This window comes from Candidatus Sericytochromatia bacterium, assembly GCA_035285325.1.
Lineage (GTDB): Bacteria > Cyanobacteriota > Sericytochromatia > S15B-MN24 > JAQBPE01 > JAYKJB01.
In genome coordinates this window covers 1-17,146 of record JAYKJB010000095.1, presented here as the reverse complement: position 1 = coordinate 17,146, position 17,146 = coordinate 1, and the positions used below count along the sequence as shown (strand labels likewise).

9 protein-coding genes are annotated in these 17,146 nt (G+C 67.7%); 4 read left to right on the top strand and 5 right to left on the bottom strand.

All coding sequences use genetic code 11. The features are described from left to right. The first annotated feature begins 203 nt into the window (after positions 1 to 203). On the top strand, positions 204 to 1,664 hold the full coding sequence (locus VKP62_12245) for a hypothetical protein (GenBank protein MEB3197963.1): 1,461 nt from the start codon (positions 204 to 206) through the stop codon (positions 1,662 to 1,664). A 204-nt stretch (positions 1,665 to 1,868) separates the two neighbouring features. After that, entirely contained in the window at positions 1,869 to 6,668 is a 4,800-nt protein-coding gene (locus VKP62_12240) for an AAA domain-containing protein (GenBank protein MEB3197962.1), read from the top strand. Positions 6,669 to 6,769: 101 nt separating this feature from the next. On the opposite strand, the gene VKP62_12235 is transcribed toward VKP62_12240, so the two are convergent. Both VKP62_12235 and VKP62_12230 read right to left on the bottom strand, forming a co-directional pair. Continuing rightward, on the bottom strand, positions 6,770 to 7,819 hold the full coding sequence (locus VKP62_12235) for a deoxyhypusine synthase family protein (GenBank protein MEB3197961.1): 1,050 nt from the start codon (positions 7,817 to 7,819) through the stop codon (positions 6,770 to 6,772). 149 nt (positions 7,820 to 7,968) lie between these two features. After that, positions 7,969 to 12,429, bottom strand: a complete 4,461-nt coding sequence (locus VKP62_12230; GenBank protein MEB3197960.1) for an AAA family ATPase — start codon at positions 12,427 to 12,429, stop codon at positions 7,969 to 7,971. Between the two features lie 266 nt (positions 12,430 to 12,695). On the opposite strand from VKP62_12230, the gene VKP62_12225 reads away from it, so the two are divergent. Then, complete coding sequence (locus tag VKP62_12225; GenBank protein ID MEB3197959.1) at positions 12,696 to 13,214, top strand: DUF393 domain-containing protein; 519 nt, start codon at positions 12,696 to 12,698, stop codon at positions 13,212 to 13,214. A gap of 29 nt (positions 13,215 to 13,243) precedes the next feature. Beyond that, on the top strand, positions 13,244 to 13,780 hold the full coding sequence (locus VKP62_12220; protein MEB3197958.1) for a dihydrofolate reductase family protein: 537 nt from the start codon (positions 13,244 to 13,246) through the stop codon (positions 13,778 to 13,780). Positions 13,781 to 13,810: 30 nt separating this feature from the next. Here VKP62_12220 and VKP62_12215 read toward each other — a convergent pair whose 3' ends face one another. From VKP62_12215 to VKP62_12205, 3 genes are read right to left on the bottom strand one after another with little or no spacing between them, the layout of a single operon-like run. After that, positions 13,811 to 15,085 (bottom strand): MFS transporter, encoded by a 1,275-nt coding sequence (locus VKP62_12215; GenBank protein ID MEB3197957.1) that lies wholly within the window; start codon positions 15,083 to 15,085, stop codon positions 13,811 to 13,813. 1 nt (position 15,086) lies between these two features. Beyond that, the gene (locus VKP62_12210) at positions 15,087 to 16,196 is read right to left on the bottom strand and encodes an LLM class flavin-dependent oxidoreductase (GenBank protein ID MEB3197956.1); all 1,110 of its coding nucleotides are present in this window, start codon (positions 16,194 to 16,196) and stop codon (positions 15,087 to 15,089) included. Next, positions 16,193 to 17,104 carry an aldo/keto reductase gene (locus VKP62_12205; protein MEB3197955.1) on the bottom strand — a complete coding sequence of 304 codons (912 nt, stop codon included), beginning with the start codon at positions 17,102 to 17,104 and terminating at the stop codon, positions 16,193 to 16,195. Before VKP62_12205 ends, VKP62_12210 begins: the two co-directional genes overlap by 4 nt. Positions 17,105 to 17,146: the final 42 nt, after the last annotated feature.

Sequence of the window (17,146 nt, the reverse complement as noted above, 5' to 3'; positions counted from 1 at the left end):
GCGCTGACGGGAGGTCTTACTGGCCGCCAGGGCTGCGTCCCCCTGTCCCGCCAGAGGGAAACGGAGGCGACTTTCGGTTCCAGGAAGACCGAGTGGCCTGGGCTTGCGGCAGGCATCAACGTGTCAAGTCTGGCTTTCAGGGTACACAAACGGAAGGTGTGTTTGACTGATACGCTGTGCGTGTCTGTCCAGGAGGGATTCCCGTGTCGAAAGTCGATAAAAAGCCCGCGCCCATACCCCCGCCGCCCAAACCCAAAAATCAAGGTGGTGGCGGCAAGAAGAACGACCCACCCAAGGGGAACGACAAGCCCGCTCAGGCCAAGGGGAACGACAAGCCCGCTCAGGCCAAGGGAAACGACAAGCCCGCTCAGGTCAAGGGAAACGACAAGCCGGCCCAAGTCAAGGCCGCTGACTCGGGCAATCAGGTCAAGGGGACTGACAAGCAGGGCGCAGGCAAACCGGGCCAAGGAAAGGGCGCGGACAAAGCTGCGGCGGCCTCTTTTACCGGGGCACAGGCCCTTGCGAAGGCGGCCAAAGCGGACCTCGGAGCGCTCCCTTTCGCGACCGAGAAAGGCCGTTCGGCCGACACCCAGGCCCTGCTCGATCAGACCGCCAAGGCCCTATCTCCCAAGGGGCAAAAGAGCCTTGAAAAGCTGGCCGAAGCCGGGATTCTCGACAAGCCCGCAAAGCATGGCGAACCGCCCCTCGGGCAGCAAGTGAAGCGCTTTCTGGACAAGGGCGGCAGCCCTCAACTGGCGGAGGACACGCTGGAGGCGATCGGCAACGCGGCGGGCCTGCGTCAGGCGCGCAAGAACACTTGCGCGGCCGCCACGGCGGAGGCCAACTGGGCCCAGAACCAGCCTTCCGAGTATTTCCGAGCGGCCACGGACCTGGCGACCAAGGGCGAAACCACGCTCAAGCGTGGCAAGAACGACGATCGCAAGGTCAAGCTGCAGGTGGATGAAGCAAAGCACAATATCGGGGGCAAGAAAGAGGGCGCCAACGATAACCAGAAGTGGATCAAGCAGAATAAGTCGGGGGAAGCCGCGGTCCATGCCACCGTGCAGACGGCCCTCATGAATCATGGTAGCGAAGGCTATTACGACATCAAGGCAGACAAGCACTCCGGGAAAAAAGCCTGGGGGGAGTTCAATCTCGCCGGCGGCGCGAACACGACAGGCCTCTCCTACGATGGTGCGGCGAAGCTGAACAAAGACGTCACGGGGGTGGAGCTCGGCGTCAAGGTTGACCAGCGCGTCACTTACAGTGCGCCGAAATTCGGGGGCAACGGAAGTTCCAGCACCACGGTTCGCGATGTGGACGGCGAGATGAAAAACATGCGCGCCACGACGCAGGAAGGCAAACGCTTCAACACCGTGATCCACGTTCCGGAGGCCAAGCCAACCGACCCCGAGGAGGCCGCCGTGTGGCAACTGATGGGCGGGGGGCAGAACTCGCCCAAAGGCGCTCATGCGGTCACCGTGACAGCCGTGGACCAGGGCAAAGTGACCTTCCAGGATCCCAAAGGGGGCGCTGTGACCCTGCCCGAGGGCAAGTTCCGCAAGTTGATGGAAGCCGTCGATATGAACGCGCTCGGGGACGGTGGCATCGGCGGCTGGACCGGGATGGCCTCCTACGCCAGCAGCTGGGGGGGGCGCCGGTAAACGGGACCCGGCCGGCATCCTCGCGCTCATTATCTCCCAAACGCCTGGTTGTTTCCCAAGCCTGCTGTCCGTCGGAACCACGCCGACGGGCAGCACATCTTTTGGGCCCTGCGCGCGCTATGATCCGGGCGCGCTTTCCGCTTGCCTCCAGGCGAATGGAAAGGGCACAAGCCAACGTGTCGCTCCAAGCCGGGAGGTTCGTGCATGTCGCTGGAACCGCGTCAACAAGCCCTCAAGCTGGTGGAATACCTGCTGGCCCTGAAAAATCTGGAGGCCCCGGTCGCGGTGGACCTTCGCGAGAGCCGGGAGCCGCTCTGGTGGTGGCGCGACCTGCCGGTTGGTGAGGGCTGCGTGCTGCATCCCCCGGAGCAAGCGGCCTGGCTGGAGGTGCACAAGCAGGTGGTACCGGCGGCTCCCCCGCCGCCCGCCGAACTGGCCGACTGGTTGATGCAGCCCTGGGATGATCCCCGGCGGGAGCCGCTGCCGCACCCGCTGCGCAACCTGCTGACGCCGGCCGAGGAGGCGCACTGGATCCAGCACAGCACGGCGGCGGTCGAGCGGGCCGCGGTCGCGGTTCAGGCGATCGCCGCCGCGGCGCCGGCCTCTGACGTGGGCCCGATGACGGACGAAGAGGCCCCCGCCGCATCGGAGACGGGCTTGCCGGGGGACGGCCACGCGGCGCTGCCCGCCGGCCCTCGCCCCGACAGCGAGGCGAGCGGGCCCTCTGAGCGTGATGGTTGGCCCGCCGGAGCGCCGGGCGAGGGGCCTGCACTGAGCGGCGCGGCGGCGCCGGCGCGGAGCGCGTTGCCCACCGCGTCCGAGCCGGACGCCGATGACGATTCGCTGGCGCCTCCGCCCTACGACGCCGAGTGGGTGGCTGCCAGCGCCGTGGAGTTGCCCTGGGAGGTGGACGACCTGGCCGCCCTGGCGGCGCGTCGGCGCGTTTCCTTCGAGGCAGACCCGGCGAGGGTGGCTGCCTTGAATGCCTGGCTCGAGACCGCCTGGCGCCCCTGGGCCCAGGCCGCCGGGCAGCGCGGGGCGGTGCAAGCACTCTACGGGCAGCTGTTTGCCCTCTACCAGCGCTTGCAGCGCGAGCGCGAGACGATCGAGCTGGTGATGGGGCACGGGCTGCTGACCTGGCGCGTCGCGGGGCAGAAGATCCGCCGTCCCGTGCTGACCACCCGGGTCGATCTGCAGTTCGATGCGCAGCGCGGCGTGTTCACCCTGGCGCCCGCGCTGGCCGGCACCGTGCTGGAACTCGATATGCTGACGGCGGTCCCGGTGCCCAATCCGGCCCACCTGGTGCGTCTGGAGCAGGCCTTCGAGGAAAGCCCGCTCGACCCCTGGGACTCTGCCCTGACGGCGCCCTTTTATCGCGAACTGGCCCAGACCCTGGACCCTGATGGGGCCTATCGGGCGGATACCACGGTCGGCGGCGCCGATTGCCCGCTGGCGGCCCATCCGGTCATCTGGGATCTGCCGGTGCTGTTCGTCCGCCGTGGCGGCGGTCGCCAGTGGCAGGCTGAGTTGAAGGGCCTGACGGAGGCCCTGCGCAATGGGGCCGAGGTGCCGGCCCCCGTCCTGGCCATCACGGCGGCGGCCCCGCCCACCCCCGACGCGGCCGCGGCCGAGGCCTGGCGCCCGGTGGGGGAGGATCTGCTCTTCCCGCTGGCCTGGAACGAGGAACAGCGCGAGATCGTGCGGCGCCTGTCCCAGCATTGTGGCGTGGTCGTTCAGGGGCCTCCAGGGACGGGCAAGAGTCACACCATCGTCAACCTGATTGCCCACCTGCTGGCGCACGGCAAACGCGTGCTGGTGACCAGTGAAACCGAGCGGGCCTTGCGGGTGATCGGTGACATGGTGCGCGAGAAGGTGCCGGCGATCGCCCCGCTGTGCGTCAGCTTGCTGGAAGGCGACTCGCGTTCCGTCAAGGAACTGGAAGAGGCCATCACCGGCATCGCCGACCGGCTCGACGCGGACAGCATCGAGACGCTCGAAGCCCGCATCGCGGCGCTGCGGGAGGAGCAGGCCCAGTTGCAGACGGAACAGGCCGAACTGCGCCGCGAACTGGCGGAGTCGGCCGAGGCCGAGCACGCTGAACTGAGCTGGCACGGACAGACCCGCACGCCGATGGAACTGGCCCGCTGGCTGCAGGCCAACGCCTCGGAGCTCGGTTGGTTGCCCGACCAGCCGGACCCGGGCTCCCCGCCGCCGCTGGACGAGGTCGAGCTGGCGCGCTGGCTGGCCTTGCTGGGCGAGATCGATCCGCAGGATCGCCGCGCCGCCGCCCTGCATCGCCCCGCGCTGGAGAGCCTGCCGACCACGCCGGCACTGGCGGAACTACTGGACCACCTGACCACCTTCGAACGCGGCGCCGAGGCGCGCACCCAACGCCTGACCGGCTGGCAGTTGCCGGCGGTCGGCCTCTCGGACGTGCAGCAGGCCCTGCAGGGGGTGGCGGGCGCGCTCGAACGGGCCGAACCGCTTCAGGCTCCCTGGTTGCGCGCCGTGATGGCCGACGTGAGCAAGCCCGATGGCGGTGGGGAGGCCTGGCACGGCTTGCTCGAGGCGGCGCGCGAGCGTCGCGCGGCCCTGCGCCAGAGCGAGACGCAGCTGCGCGACTGGGCCTTCAGCGGCGATCTCGACGCCGATACGGCCCCCGTGCAAGCGGCCTTGCAACTCGTGCGGGACGAGCTCAGCCGGGGCGAAGGGCTCGGCTTCATGTTCCGTCACTTCACGGGCAAGAGCGCCCTGGCCGCGATCGCCCCGCTGCGGGTCAACGGCGCCCCGCCCCGCACCCGCGAGGAGGTCGAGGCGCTGCTGGCCTGGCTGGCTCATCGCGAGGCCTGTCGCAAGCTGGCGATCAAGTGGAACAACCACATGCGCGACATCGAGGGTCCGTGGCTCGAACCCGAGGCACCGCGCTTCCTGGCCACCCTTTCGGAGCACCTGGAGCACCTGGCGATCGCCGTGGCCTGGGAGAGTGAGGTGGTCCGGCCGATCCAGTCCGCCCTGTGTGAGATCGCGCCGCCTGGCCTGGCCCAGTGGCACGAGCCGGCCTGGTTACAGGTCTTGCACGACGGCCTGCTGGCCCTGCGAGACACCCTGCAAGCCCAATCCGCGCGCGCGAGCCTGGATGGCTGGCGCGCCTTGCTTGAAGCCGGCGCACGCCAGCCCGAGCCTCATCCGGCCTGGGAGGCACTTGCTGCGGCCCTGGCGGCGCGCGACCTGAACCGTTGGGGAAGGGAGCGGGATGCCCTGGTCCGACTGGCTGCTCAGGCCCCCAAATTGAGTGAACTGACCGCGCTGGGCGCCCGGCTGGAAGCGGCGGCGCCGAACTGGATGCACCAGTTCGAGGCCCGCGCGGCCCGGGGGGAGGCCCTCTCCTTGCCAGGCGATTGGCGGGCGGCCTGGGAATGGGCCCAGGCCAATGTGCTGCTGGAGACGCATCTGGCCCGCCGGCCCCCGGAGGTCATTCATCTCCGTCTGGCCGAAGTGCAGCGGATCACCGCTCGGCTAACCGGGGACCTGGTGGCCGCCACCACCTGGCTGGCCCAGCTTCGCCGCACCACCCCCGCCCAGCGGCGGGGCCTGCTGGCCTGGTTGCAGACCATTCGCAAGATCGGCAAGGGCACCGGCAAGTACGCTGACCGGCATCGCGAACACGCGCGCCGCGAGATGGACACCTGCCGGGGGGCCGTGCCGGTCTGGATCATGCCGCTCAATCGCGTGGTCGAGAACCTCAAGCCGAATGGTGAGCGCTTTGACGTGGTGATTGTCGACGAGAGCAGTCAGTGTGACCTGAACGCGATCAGTGCCCTGTTCCGGGCCGAGCGCGCCGTCATCGTGGGCGATGACAAGCAGATCAGCCCGGAGGGCGTCGGACGAGACCAGAGCGAGGTCAACCTGCTGATCGAGCGTCATCTGCAAGGGATTCCGCAACGCCACCTGTTCACCTTGCAGAACAGCCTGTACGACACGGCCGTGCGGGTCTTTGCGAGCACCCTGATGCTGCGCGAGCACTTTCGCTGCGTGCCCGAGATCATCCGCTTCAGCAACGAGCGGTTTTACGGGGGGGTGGTGGAACCCCTGCGGATGCCGCTGGGCTCGCAGCGCTTCGACCCTCCGCTGCGGGCGGTGTACGTCCCCGATGGCATTCGGGAGGGCGGAACGGCCCGTTCGCTCAACCTGCCGGAGGCCGAGGCGCTGGTCGAGACGGTGGTCCGGCTTTGCCAGGACCCGGCCTACGAGGATCGCACCATGGGCGTGATCGCCTTGCAGGGCAAGGAACAGGCGCAGCTGATCGAGCAACGCTTGCGCCAGCGCTTGGGTGAGCGGGAAATGGTGGAGCGACGCATCGTCTGTGGGGACGCCTATTCGTTCCAGGGGGACGAGCGCGACGTGATGTTCCTGTCGCTCGTGGCCGCGCCAAATGTCCGCAACATGCCTTTGACCAAGCGTACCGACGAGAATCGCTTCAATGTGGCGGCCAGCCGGGCGCGGGACCAGGTCTGGCTCTTCCACTCGGTGGGGCTGGAGCATCTGCACCCCGCCTGCATGCGGCACCAGTTGCTCCAGCATTTCCTCACACCGGAGGAGAAAGCCGGCGCAGAGCAGCTCGGAGAAGCCCGCTGCGAGTCCGAGCTGGAGCGGGACGTTTTCCGGCGCCTGAGCGAACGCGGCTACCGGGTACAGGCCCAGCAAGCCGTGGGCAGCGGGAACCAGCGTATCGACCTGGTGGTCGAGGGCGCGCGGGCCCGGCTGGCGCTTTCGTGCGAAGGCGATCGCTGGCACGGCCTGGCGCGCTGGGAGGCGGCGCAGCGCCGCCAGGCGGTGCTGGAACGAGTGGGCTGGCGCTTCTGCCAGGTGCGCGGAAGCGCCTTCTACCGGGACCCCGCCCGTGCGCTGGCGCCGATCTGGGAAGCCCTGGCCGACCTGGGCATCCAGCCGGAGGCTGGGGCTGAAGCCGGGCCGGTGGAAGTCTTGCTGCGTTTCGACGGATAGCCAAGCGGTGAGGTCGCCCGAGCCAAATGGCCGGGCGACCTCACGATTTGCGCTGCTCGGCTCGCCGCGGATGGTTGGCGGCGCCGCTCACTTTCGTAGAATCAGACCCGCGCGAGGGTGGTCTGCGCCTCGCCGAGGTGGCGTTCGATCAGCGCACGGGCCGTTTCTGGATGGGCCTGACATTCCAGCAGGGCCTTCAGCATGAGCGGGGCCACGATCGTGGCATCCGACTCGATCACGAACATCGGGGTGTCTTCCGTCAGCTTGTCCCAGGTGATCTTCTCATTGGGAGTGGCCCCCGAATACGAACCGTACGAGGTGGTCGAGTCGCTGATCTGGCAGAAATAGGCCCAGGGTTTGACCGGGCGGTCGAGATCGTACTTGGTCGAGGGCACCACGCAGATCGGGAAGTCGCCGGCAATGCCGCCGCCGATCTGGAAGAAGCCGCAACCGGCGCCCTCCGACAACCGCTCGTAGCGGTCGTAGAAGTCGGCCATGTACTCGATGCCCGACTTGGCCAGGCTGGCGGAACATTCACCCGTCTTCACATACGAGGCGAAGATGTTGCCGAAGGTCGAGTCCTCGTAACCGGGCACCACCAGGGGCAATTTCGCCTGGGCCGCGGCCAGCAACCAGCAGGCTTCCGGACTGCCCTCGTAGCTGGCCGGGTCGATCGCGGCGATCAGCTCGTAGAAATATTCGTGCCAGAAGCGCCGTTCCCCCTGTGACGAGGCCTGCTTCCACATCGGCACGATGATCGATTCGACCGCGCGGAAGGCTTCGTCCTCCGGGATACTGGTGTCGGTGACACGGCGCATGCGGTCTTCCAGGATGCGCGTGTCGTCCTGCTTCGTGAAATAGCGATAGTCGGGGAAGTCCTTGTAGCTGTCGTGCGCGACCAGACGAAAGAGCGACTCTTCCAGGTTCGCGCCGGTCACGGACAGCCCGTGGATCAGGCCGGCCCGAATGGCGGGCGCCAGCGTGATGCCGAGTTGGGCGGAGGACATCGCCCCGGCCACGGCCCAGAACATCTTGCCGCCGTTGGCGATGTGTTGCCAGTAGGCAATCAGGGCGTCACGCGTGGCGCGGGCGTTGAAGTTCTTGTAGTTGCCGAGAATGAACTCCAGAATCGGCAGTGGCGGATGGGACATCGCAAAGGCTCCTCGTGTCAGACAAGCGGGCAGGGCGCGCCGGGGGCGCATACGTCCTACGGTCACGAACGAGCGTCGTGCCGCCATCGGAGCGTGGCGTGGCTGTCATGTGCTTAGCACGCGATCGGGGTTGCCTGTCAAGCGCCCCCTCAGGCCGGCGCCCCCTGCTCCTGCACTTGCAAGCAAGCTCCCCAGAGTCTGGCCAGGCCTGCCAGGCGTGGAAGGGCTTGCGCCCCCTCCGTGTCAATGTGTTGCAGGTCCATGTAGAGGACGCCGACCACCTCGCCTCGCACCTCGACGGGCAGGGCGAAGACCGAACGCAAACCGAGGGCCATCACGCTGAGCTGGCCCTTCACGGCGTCTTCACCCTGGGCATCCAGCAGAAACACGGGTTCGTTCCGTTCGACCGCCCAGTTCGAGATGCTGCGGCTGAACGGTTCATCGGTGGGGGAGGGAATGTCGCCCTCTTCCCAGGCCGCCGCCGCGCAATCGAGTTCACCGGACGTGCCACGTCTCACCCAGAGGATGCGGTCGGCCCGGCTCCAGGCCAGTCCCGCTCGCGCGAGCAACTGCCAGCGATCGGCCAGGGAGGCGCTTGTCAGCACCTGAATCCCCAGCTCGACGAGGTCACTGGCCACCGCACGGGCGTGCTGTTCCGCTCCGAACTGTTGGGTATGCAAGAGCGACCAGGCCGCCTGCTGCATCAGCGGGGCGGCGCCCGCTTGCCGCTGGGTCCATTGTGCGAAGGCCGCTGGCGAGAGGAGCACGACCACCGCACCGAAGACGTGAAGTCCCTCGAAGAGTGGCAAACCCGCCAGACGGTGGTGGCTGTCTGCCCCCTCGAATTCCTCCACGCAGGGGGCGCCTCCCCAGATCACGTCATAGGCAAAGTTGGTGATGCCACTGTCGGGACGGATATCAGGCGATTTCCAGCGCGCCGTCTGGCGGACTTCGAAGTCTTCGAACAGCAGCAGATAGGCTTCTTCGGCGTCGAAAAATTCCCCTGCGACGGCGGCCACTTCCCGTTTGACGGTCTCGAAATCGCTCTGGGTGCTCACACGCAGCAGCAAGGCGGGCGAGACCTCTTCCGAGTTGTCCATCCGGGAGGTCGACACCGGCCCTCGGGCATTCCCCCAGGCTGCGGAGGCGGCGGCTCGCAGGTGTTCCGGTAGCTCGTCGCGCCAGGCCTCGAGCCAGCGGCGACCTTGTTGCGCGATCAGGCGGTCACCTGACTGAAGCCGGGCCAGAGCGGCCAGCTGGGGATGACCTGCCTCCTCGGCGGCGCTGGCGACGGTGTCGACGGGCCGGCCGGCTTGCCCGGACCAGCCGGCCAGCAACACCTCGACGGCGAGACCCTCCAGCGCCAGGCCAGCTTCGAGTGCGGCTTCTCGGGAGGCTTCCAGGCGCGCCGGCACGCTGGTCTGGTCGCCCATCTGACGGGCGGCGGCCGCCTGAGCGAGCGTGAGGGCCGCTCGCAGGTCGGCCCGGTCCGGAAAAAGGTTCGAGGCATCCTGTGAGAGGACACTCGCCGGGTCGCTCTGGGCCTGCAATTGCCAGTGCAAATACTGCAGCAGACGGTTGCCCTGGTTCTCGCCCACGATGCCACCCGCGGCAGCCAGGGCCGCCGCCGCGCCCGCCTGATCACCGATCGCCAGGCAGGCCGTTCCCCACAGCGCCTGGAGTTCGTGATCGAGCTGGGAATTGTTGATTTCGGCGGCGATTTCCTGCGCGCGCTGGAGTCGGTCAAGCCCTTCCGCGGGATTTTCACTGAACACCTGCAACAGGCCGCTCAGAGCCAGCGTGTAGGCCTCCGGGAACTTGCGCTTCTGGGCCTGGCTGAGCTGGAGGGCGCGTTCCGCATGCTGGCGGGCGGCCAACCAGTCGCCCTGATGGAGCAGCACCGTGCCCAGATTCAGTTCAGCAAAGATGGTCTCTGTCACTTCAGCCTGTCGCTCGCAAAGTGCCAGGTAATCGGTGAAGGTGTCGCGCGCCGCTGCGTAGTGCCCCATCATCATCCAGGTATTGCCGAGGTTGCCCAGGGCATCGGCTTCGTCGTACAGGTTGCCCAGGGCACGGGCCTGCTCAGCGGCAGCCAGCAGTTTGGCGGTGCCTTGACGCTGGAGCTCCGGGCTTTGCAGACTCTCGATCAAGCCCTGCAGGCTCAAAATCGGTGGCAACATGGCCTCGAGCGCGTGCGTGTTTGCGGTGGCCTCGGCCTGTCGCAAACACTGTAAGGCGGTCACAGATTGGCCCTGAAAATAGTGGACGCGTCCTTCCGTGAACTGTGCGCGCACGACGGCCGGCCACAGTCCCAGCGATTCGGCCAGCTGGGCACCCTCCTGCAAGCGCGGGCGGGCCTCCGCATAACGGCCCTTGGTCACCATCAGAAGCCCGTGCGTGACCAGGTGGTCGGCGTGGTGGTTGGGGGCCACCTCGCGCAGCGTCTCCAGGTCCGGGGTGTCGTAAAACGCCAGCGCCTCATCGATGCGGCCGAGGCGTCGCAAGCCTTGCGCGTGATAGCTTCTCACCATCACGAGGCGGGTCAGGTTCTTGTCACCGGCCTGGAGCCAGGCTTCGATCAACGGCAACACCAGGCGGTACTGTCCCGTCAGCAAACCACGCTGAATCGTCGGGTCGGCGATCGTCCAGGCTTGCTCCCACGCTTCGGCACCCAGCAGGTGCTCGGCGACCCGGCGCCAATCGCCCAGCGCACGGGAGGTCGCGATCGTCGCAGGGTCTCGCCCGGCCAGGCAGGCCTGAGCGAGACGCCCGTGGGCCGCTTTTCGTTCTGCATCAGGCATAAGGCCACGCAGCGAGGGCACCACCTCAGGCCTGGCAAAGGTCCAGTGGTTTCCGTCGAGGAACCAGAGGCCGCTCCGCTGCAGTTCTGAAGCCCCCGCCAGCGCTTCGTTCTGAGGCACGTCGGCCAGTTCGGCGATCGTGGCCAGCGTCCCCTCGACCCCGGCCAGGGCCGCCCACAGACAGAGTCGCCGGGCGGATTCGCTCAGGCAGCGAAGGCTCGCCGTCAGAGCTTCCGCACCGGAGGGAGGCGCGACCAGTTTTTCGGCCAAGGGCACCTCCAGCCCATCGCCGATGCGCGCCAGCGCCCCGTTGTCGATCCAGTGTCGCAGCGTGGCCAGCAAGGCGCCCGGGTTGCCCCGGCCGATCCGGAAGAGCAGGGCCTGCACGTCGGCGGGCAGGCAATCGCCGCACAGGGCACCTTCCACCAGAGACGCCGCTTCTTCAGCGGTCAAGGGCGTAAGCCCCAGCGTCTGCCAGTCTGCGGGCACCCCCTCCGCATCGCCACGACACTCCACCCACCGCCACTGACGGCCGGAACCACGCCGCTTGAGAAATTCCAGCAGGGCCAGCGAATCCGGGTCCAGCCGTTCGGGGGCATCCAGCACCCACAGCACGCAGCCAGCCAGCGATTCAGCCAGATTGGCCACGGCGTCGTGAAAGCGCACCTTTTCCGCGGTGCCGTCCAGTGGCGCGGCCGCGGGGATCTCACAGCCCGGGATCGCGCGGGCCACGTAGGCCTGATTGCGCGCTCGGGCCTCCTCGGAGGCCTGCACCATCAGGCTTGCCAGCAGGCTCTCTACCGCCTGATAAGGACTGGCCTCGGGGCCACTGCCTCGCACGCTGAAGACCGACCAGCCCTGGCGATGACCCTCCGCGGCGGCCTCCGTGCTCCAGCGCGTTTTGCCCGACCCACCGGCGCCGTGCAGGCAAACTCCGCGGGGGGCCTCCACAGCGTCTGCCCAGAAGGCCTTGAGGGCTGCTTGCACGTCGGCCTGGCCGGTCAGCGGCGGCTCGACCCAGGTGATGCGGTCGCCGTCCGGGCGCGGCAGATTCAGCGCCTTGAGCACCTCAACCGCGCTGGCATAGCGGGTCTCAGGTGTTTTGGCCAGCAAGCGCTGGACGACCTTGGCCATGGCGGGGCTGAGGCCGGGCACCCGTCCTGCCAGGTCGGGGGCGGGTTTTTCCACGTGGGCGCGTAGCAGTGCGTTGGCGTCGTCCCCGGTGAATGGAGGCTCGCCGGCCAAGGCGTAGTACAGCACGCAGCCCAAGGCGTACAGGTCGGCTCGTCCGTCGGTGGGGCGCCCCAGCGCGACTTCCGGCGCCATGTAGGCGGGGGTGCCCCGAATGCCTTTGACCGGCCCAGCCGGACGCATCAGGCCGAAATCCATGATCATCACCTCGCCATCCGGCAGGAGGCGCACATTCTCCGGTTTGAGGTCTGCGTGGACCAAGCCGCGACCGTGGAGATAAGCCAGGGCAGCGAGTAAGCGAGGCAGCCAGCGGCGCACCTGGGATTCGCCCTGATGGGGAGGCAGGTTGATCCCCTCGACCACGGGCATGACGCAGAATGGGGCACCGTTTTCCCCCTCACCCACGGCGCACGCATGAAGGAGTCCCTCGTGCTTTAGCCTCGTGAGGAACCCACTTTCTTGCCTGAAACACATGCGCTCTGCTGGCCCGTCAGCCAGGCAGCATTTTAGCGCCAAGATCTCACCAGTTTCCCGGTCGCGAACGCGCCAGACCTCTCCCATTGCGCCACGGCCGAGCAGGTTCAGCGTCTCGTAGCGTTCGAACGTGTTCTGGCTCAAGGTTGTCAATCCTCATCGGACACAGGTTGGCCCTTCCTTCTTTACCCCACGTCTCTGCCTCAACCACCGGTTACCAGCTCTCCTTGGGGCGCCATCGGGCTGCCTTCCCCTCCGGCCTGTTTGCGCCTGAACGACGGCCGATGCTCCCTTCCCGTTCGAGGCTGGGCGTTTGTCAGGTCGAGCGCCTTTCAGCGGAGAGTCACGGCAGGACCGGCAGTAGGCCTCCTTGGCTAGGGTAGGAGGGAACCAGTGGGCTTGAGGGGGCCATGGGGTTTCTGAGAGACGTCGAAAAAAGCCGCTCACCTTCGCCTCCAGAGGCCGGACGCGACGATGGGTTGCATTACGTGCTGTACGATGGCGACTGTGGGCTCTGTGATGCCCTGGTGGCCTTGATGATGCGCGCGCCTCGGCGAGACCGCTTCCGGTTCGTGCCATTACAAAACGTGCAGGCCAGCCCCATCGCTCAGGAGCTGGAGGCCCACATCAAGGGCCCTTGGGGGAGCAGCGTGTTGGTCCTCTGTGGTGGGCGATGGTATGAGCGGAGCGATGCCGTGTTGGCCATCGCCCGGACCTTGGGGGGGCCTCTCGCCTGGCTCGGCTGCCTGCGGTTCGTGCCGCGGGCCTGGCGTGATGTCTTCTATGACTGGATCGCGCGGCATCGTCTGCGCTGGTTTGGCCGCGCGCCAGCGGGCGCTGCCTGTCGGCTGGCCCCGCCGGAAGCCCGCGCGCTGATGCTGGATCAGCTGCCCGGCGAGGCCTGGCCAGAACCCCGCGAGAGACATTGAGGCTGTGGCCGCTGATGGGGGGATCTGATATGGGTCGTGTCCGCGTCTTTCTGGCCCTCTCGCTCGATGGCTTCATCGCGGGCCCCCAGGACGAGCTTGACTGGCTGGAACCGTCCGGAGAAGTGGAAGACACTTTCGGGCCGTTTCTGGCCGAGGTAGGTGCCCTGGTGATGGGCCGCCGGACCTATGACGTCGTGCGCTCCTTCGCGGGCCCATGGCCTTATGGCGAACGGCCCTTGATCGTGGCGACCCACCGCCCTCTGGAGCCGGCTCACGCTGGGGTGCGGGCGATGGCTGGGGACATCGTGGATTTGGTGGCGGCTGCGCGTACGCTGGCCGGTGAGCGGGACGTGTATCTGGATGGCGGGCAGCTGGTACGCCAGGCGCTGGCGGCGGGGCTTGTCGATGAGCTCACGCTGACCGTGATTCCGCTTCTTCTCAGGGAGGGCATCTCCCTGTTCGGCGGCTTGTCAGCGCGCCAGCCGCTCCTGTTGGAGGCCGTGAAGCCTCTGGGAGCCGGCTTCGTGCAACTGCGCTACGCATGCCCAGCGGTATCACCTGGCTGAACGGGAATTGTAGGCCAGGCTTCCCTGGTTTCAGGCTCGGCCGGGCAGACGTCGCAGTCGCGGCACCAGGCCGTGTAAGACGGCCAAGGCGATCAGGTAGACGCTCGCGCTGATCGCAAACATCGGCATGTAGGTGTTGTGGTGGGTCAGTACCCAGCCGGTCAACTCAAGCATCGCCATCCCGCTGATGTTACCGCAGAATGCGCCGATGCTCACGACGGTGCCCACCCCCTTGCCGGGGAAGGCGTCCACGGCGACGGTGAACAGGTTGGTCGAGAAACCCTGGTGGGCGAACAGGGCCCCGCCGATGAAGAGCACCGCGAGCCAGGGATCGCTGACCTGCAGGACCAGCGGCAGGGGCGTGATGATCAGGGCGTAGAGCAACATGCTGCCCTTGCGGGCGACGTTCAGGGAGACGCCTCGGGCCATCAAGAACGTGGGCAGCAGCCCGCCCGTCAGCGCGCCCACGGCCGCCAAACCGTAAATGGCGGCCAGCGGTGCCCCCGCCGTTTTGATGCTCAGGTGAAACTGGCGGTGCATGAAATCGGGCGCCCAGAACAGCAGGAACCACCAGACCATGTCGGTCAGGGCCTTGCCGATCAGCAAGGCCCAGGACGAGCGCTGAGCGAGCAGGGCCCGCACGCTGAGGGGCGCATCGGCTTCGCTGGCCGGCGTTTCGCTTGGCGTCGGGAGCGCTTCACGCTGGCGCGGGCGGGGCAGCGCGAACCACCCCAGCAGCCACACCAGGCCGAGGGCTCCCGTCACGATGAAGGCGGTGCGCCAGCCCCAGGCCAGCACCACGGCCGGCACCAGCAGGGGCGCGATGATGGCCCCGATGTTCGGCGAGGTGTTGATGATGCCCACCGCGAGGGAGCGCTGTGCGGCCGGGAACCATTCGGCGATCGCCTTCATCGAGGCCGGCGTCTGCACGGCCTCACCCGCCGCCAGCACGACGCGCGCCATCATGAAGTGCCACATGTGGACGGCCAGCCCGTGCGCGGCACAGGCCAGGCTCCACACCCCGACGCCCAGCGGATAACCGCGGTGCAGCCCGAAGCGATCGAGCAGCCAGCCGATGTACAGGAAGGTCAAGGCGGCCGAGAACTGAAACACCGAGGCCAGGTGTCCGAAGTCCTGATCGTTCCAGCCGAACTCCTGAGACAGGACCGGTTTGATCAGGGCCAGCACCTGGCGATCGATGTAGTTCAAGGTGCCCGCCAGGAAGACCAGCGCCAGCACGACCCAGCGCAATGTCAGGCCTCTGGGGGGGGCGGGGGGCGGGACGGGCGTTTCGGCGATCGCCACGCTAGATGCTCGCCAGGGCGGGGGCGGCCTCAGGCGCGAGCACCAGCGGGGCATGGTCCAGGCGCGGCAACACGTGCCGGGCGAACAAGTCGCATTCCGCCGCGTGCGGATAGCCGCTCAGGATGAAGGCCTCGATGCCGAGCGCCCGGTAGGCGTTCAGCTTGGCCAGCACCTGGTCGGGGTCGCCCACGATGGCCGCCCCGCAGCCGCTGCGGGCCCGTCCGATGCCGGTCCACAGGTTGGCCTCGGCATAGCCGTCAGCATCGGCTGTGTCGCGCAATTCGTTCTGCTTGGCGACCCCCAGCGAGGCCGTGTCGAGCGAGCGGTTGCGAATCGCTTCGCCGGTGGCGGCATCCAGCTTGGAGAGCAGGCGCGCGGCAGCCGCCCGGGCCTCGGCCTCGGTGTCGCGAACCACCACGTGGACGCGGTAGCCGAACTTGAGGCTACGCCCGTACTGCGCCGCCCGCTGCCGCATGTCGGCAATGATGCCCTCCACGGCTTCCATCCGGTCGGGCCACATCAGGTACACATCGGCCGCCTGGGCGGCGGCGTCGCGGGCATCCGGCGAGAGGCCACCGAAATACAGCGGGGGGCACTGGCCGCTGAGCGTACCAAGGCGGGGCGGGTCGAGCTTGAGCTGGTAGAACTCACCCTGGAAGTCCAGCGACTGGCCGTTCAGCAGCGTCTTGAGGATCTTCATCACCTCGACGGTGCGGCGGTAGCGGGGCGCGGATGCCAGCGTTTCACCGGGCAGGTCGCTGGAGATGATGTTGACCGTCAGGCGGCCTTGCAGCATCTGGTCCAGCGTGGCGATCTGACGCGCCAGCTGCGGGGGCCACTGCTCTCCGCACCGCACCGCGGTCAGCAAGCGAATCCGCCGGGTCAGCGGGGCCACGCCGCCCGCAAAGGCGATCGTGTCGACGCCCAGCTGGTAGCCGGAGGGCAGCAAGATGTTGTCGAAGCCGCCTTTTTCTGCGCCCAGCACGAGGCCCCGGCAATGCTCGAAGCTGCTCTTCAGGGCAGGGTCCGAAACCCCCAGAAATTCGTAGTCATCGTCGCAGAGGGCGGAAAACCAGCTGACTTCGCAGGGCGGAAGGGTCGGTTGGGTCACGGCAGGGGCACTCCTCGGGACGCCACCAGCACCTGGTACCAATCCGTGCGGGAGAGCGTCACTTGGTAAGCATCAGCGGCTTCGCGGATGCGCGCGGGCGATTGGCTGCCCACGATCGGGACGGGTCGGGCGGGGTGGGCCATGACCCAGGCATAGGCCACGGCCGAGACGCTGACGCCCGCGCGGTCGGCCAGCGTCTTGAGGGCGTCGTACACCCGCCGCGCGCGAGGTTCTTCCGGCACGTCGCCCAGACGACCGCCACCCAAGGGCGACCAGGCCATCACGCCGATCTCGCGCTCCACGCACTGGTCCAGCACGCCATCTTCCAGGGCCTGAATGGCCAGTGGCGAGAACTCGGGCTGGTGGCAGGCCAGCGGGAAGGACAAGTGGGCCTGCAGGGCGGCCACCTGGGCCGTCGTGTAATTCGAGACGCCTGCCTCGCGGATCTTGCCGGCCTCGCGCAGGCGGGTCAGCACGGCGGCCACCTCGCTGGGGTGAGTCAGCACGTCGGGGCGGTGAATCATGTACAGGTCGAGATGGTCCACGCCCAGCCGACGCAGTGAGGCCTCGCAGGCTTGCTCCAGGTACTTGGCGCTGGAGTCGTACGGCACCCCGATCTGGATTCCGCCCTTCGAGGCCAGCACCATGCGCTCGCGTAGCGTGCGGTCTGCCGCGAAGAGGCGGCCCAGCAGGGCTTCGGAAGCACCGAAGGCCTCGCCGTTGTCCGGTCCGTAAATGTCAGCCGTGTCGAAGAAGTTGATGCCGATTTCGAGCGCTGCCTCGATCTTGGCGCGCGAGGCCTGCAGGTCCTGACCACCGAAGCGCCACATGCCCCAGGCCAGGGGGGAGACGCGCAGGGAGGTGCGACCAAGCGGCAGGAGGGCGGGCGTGAGTTGCGTGGGGCTCATGGCTTCTCGACTGAAAGTGGCCCGGTCAGGGCCTGCAGGGAG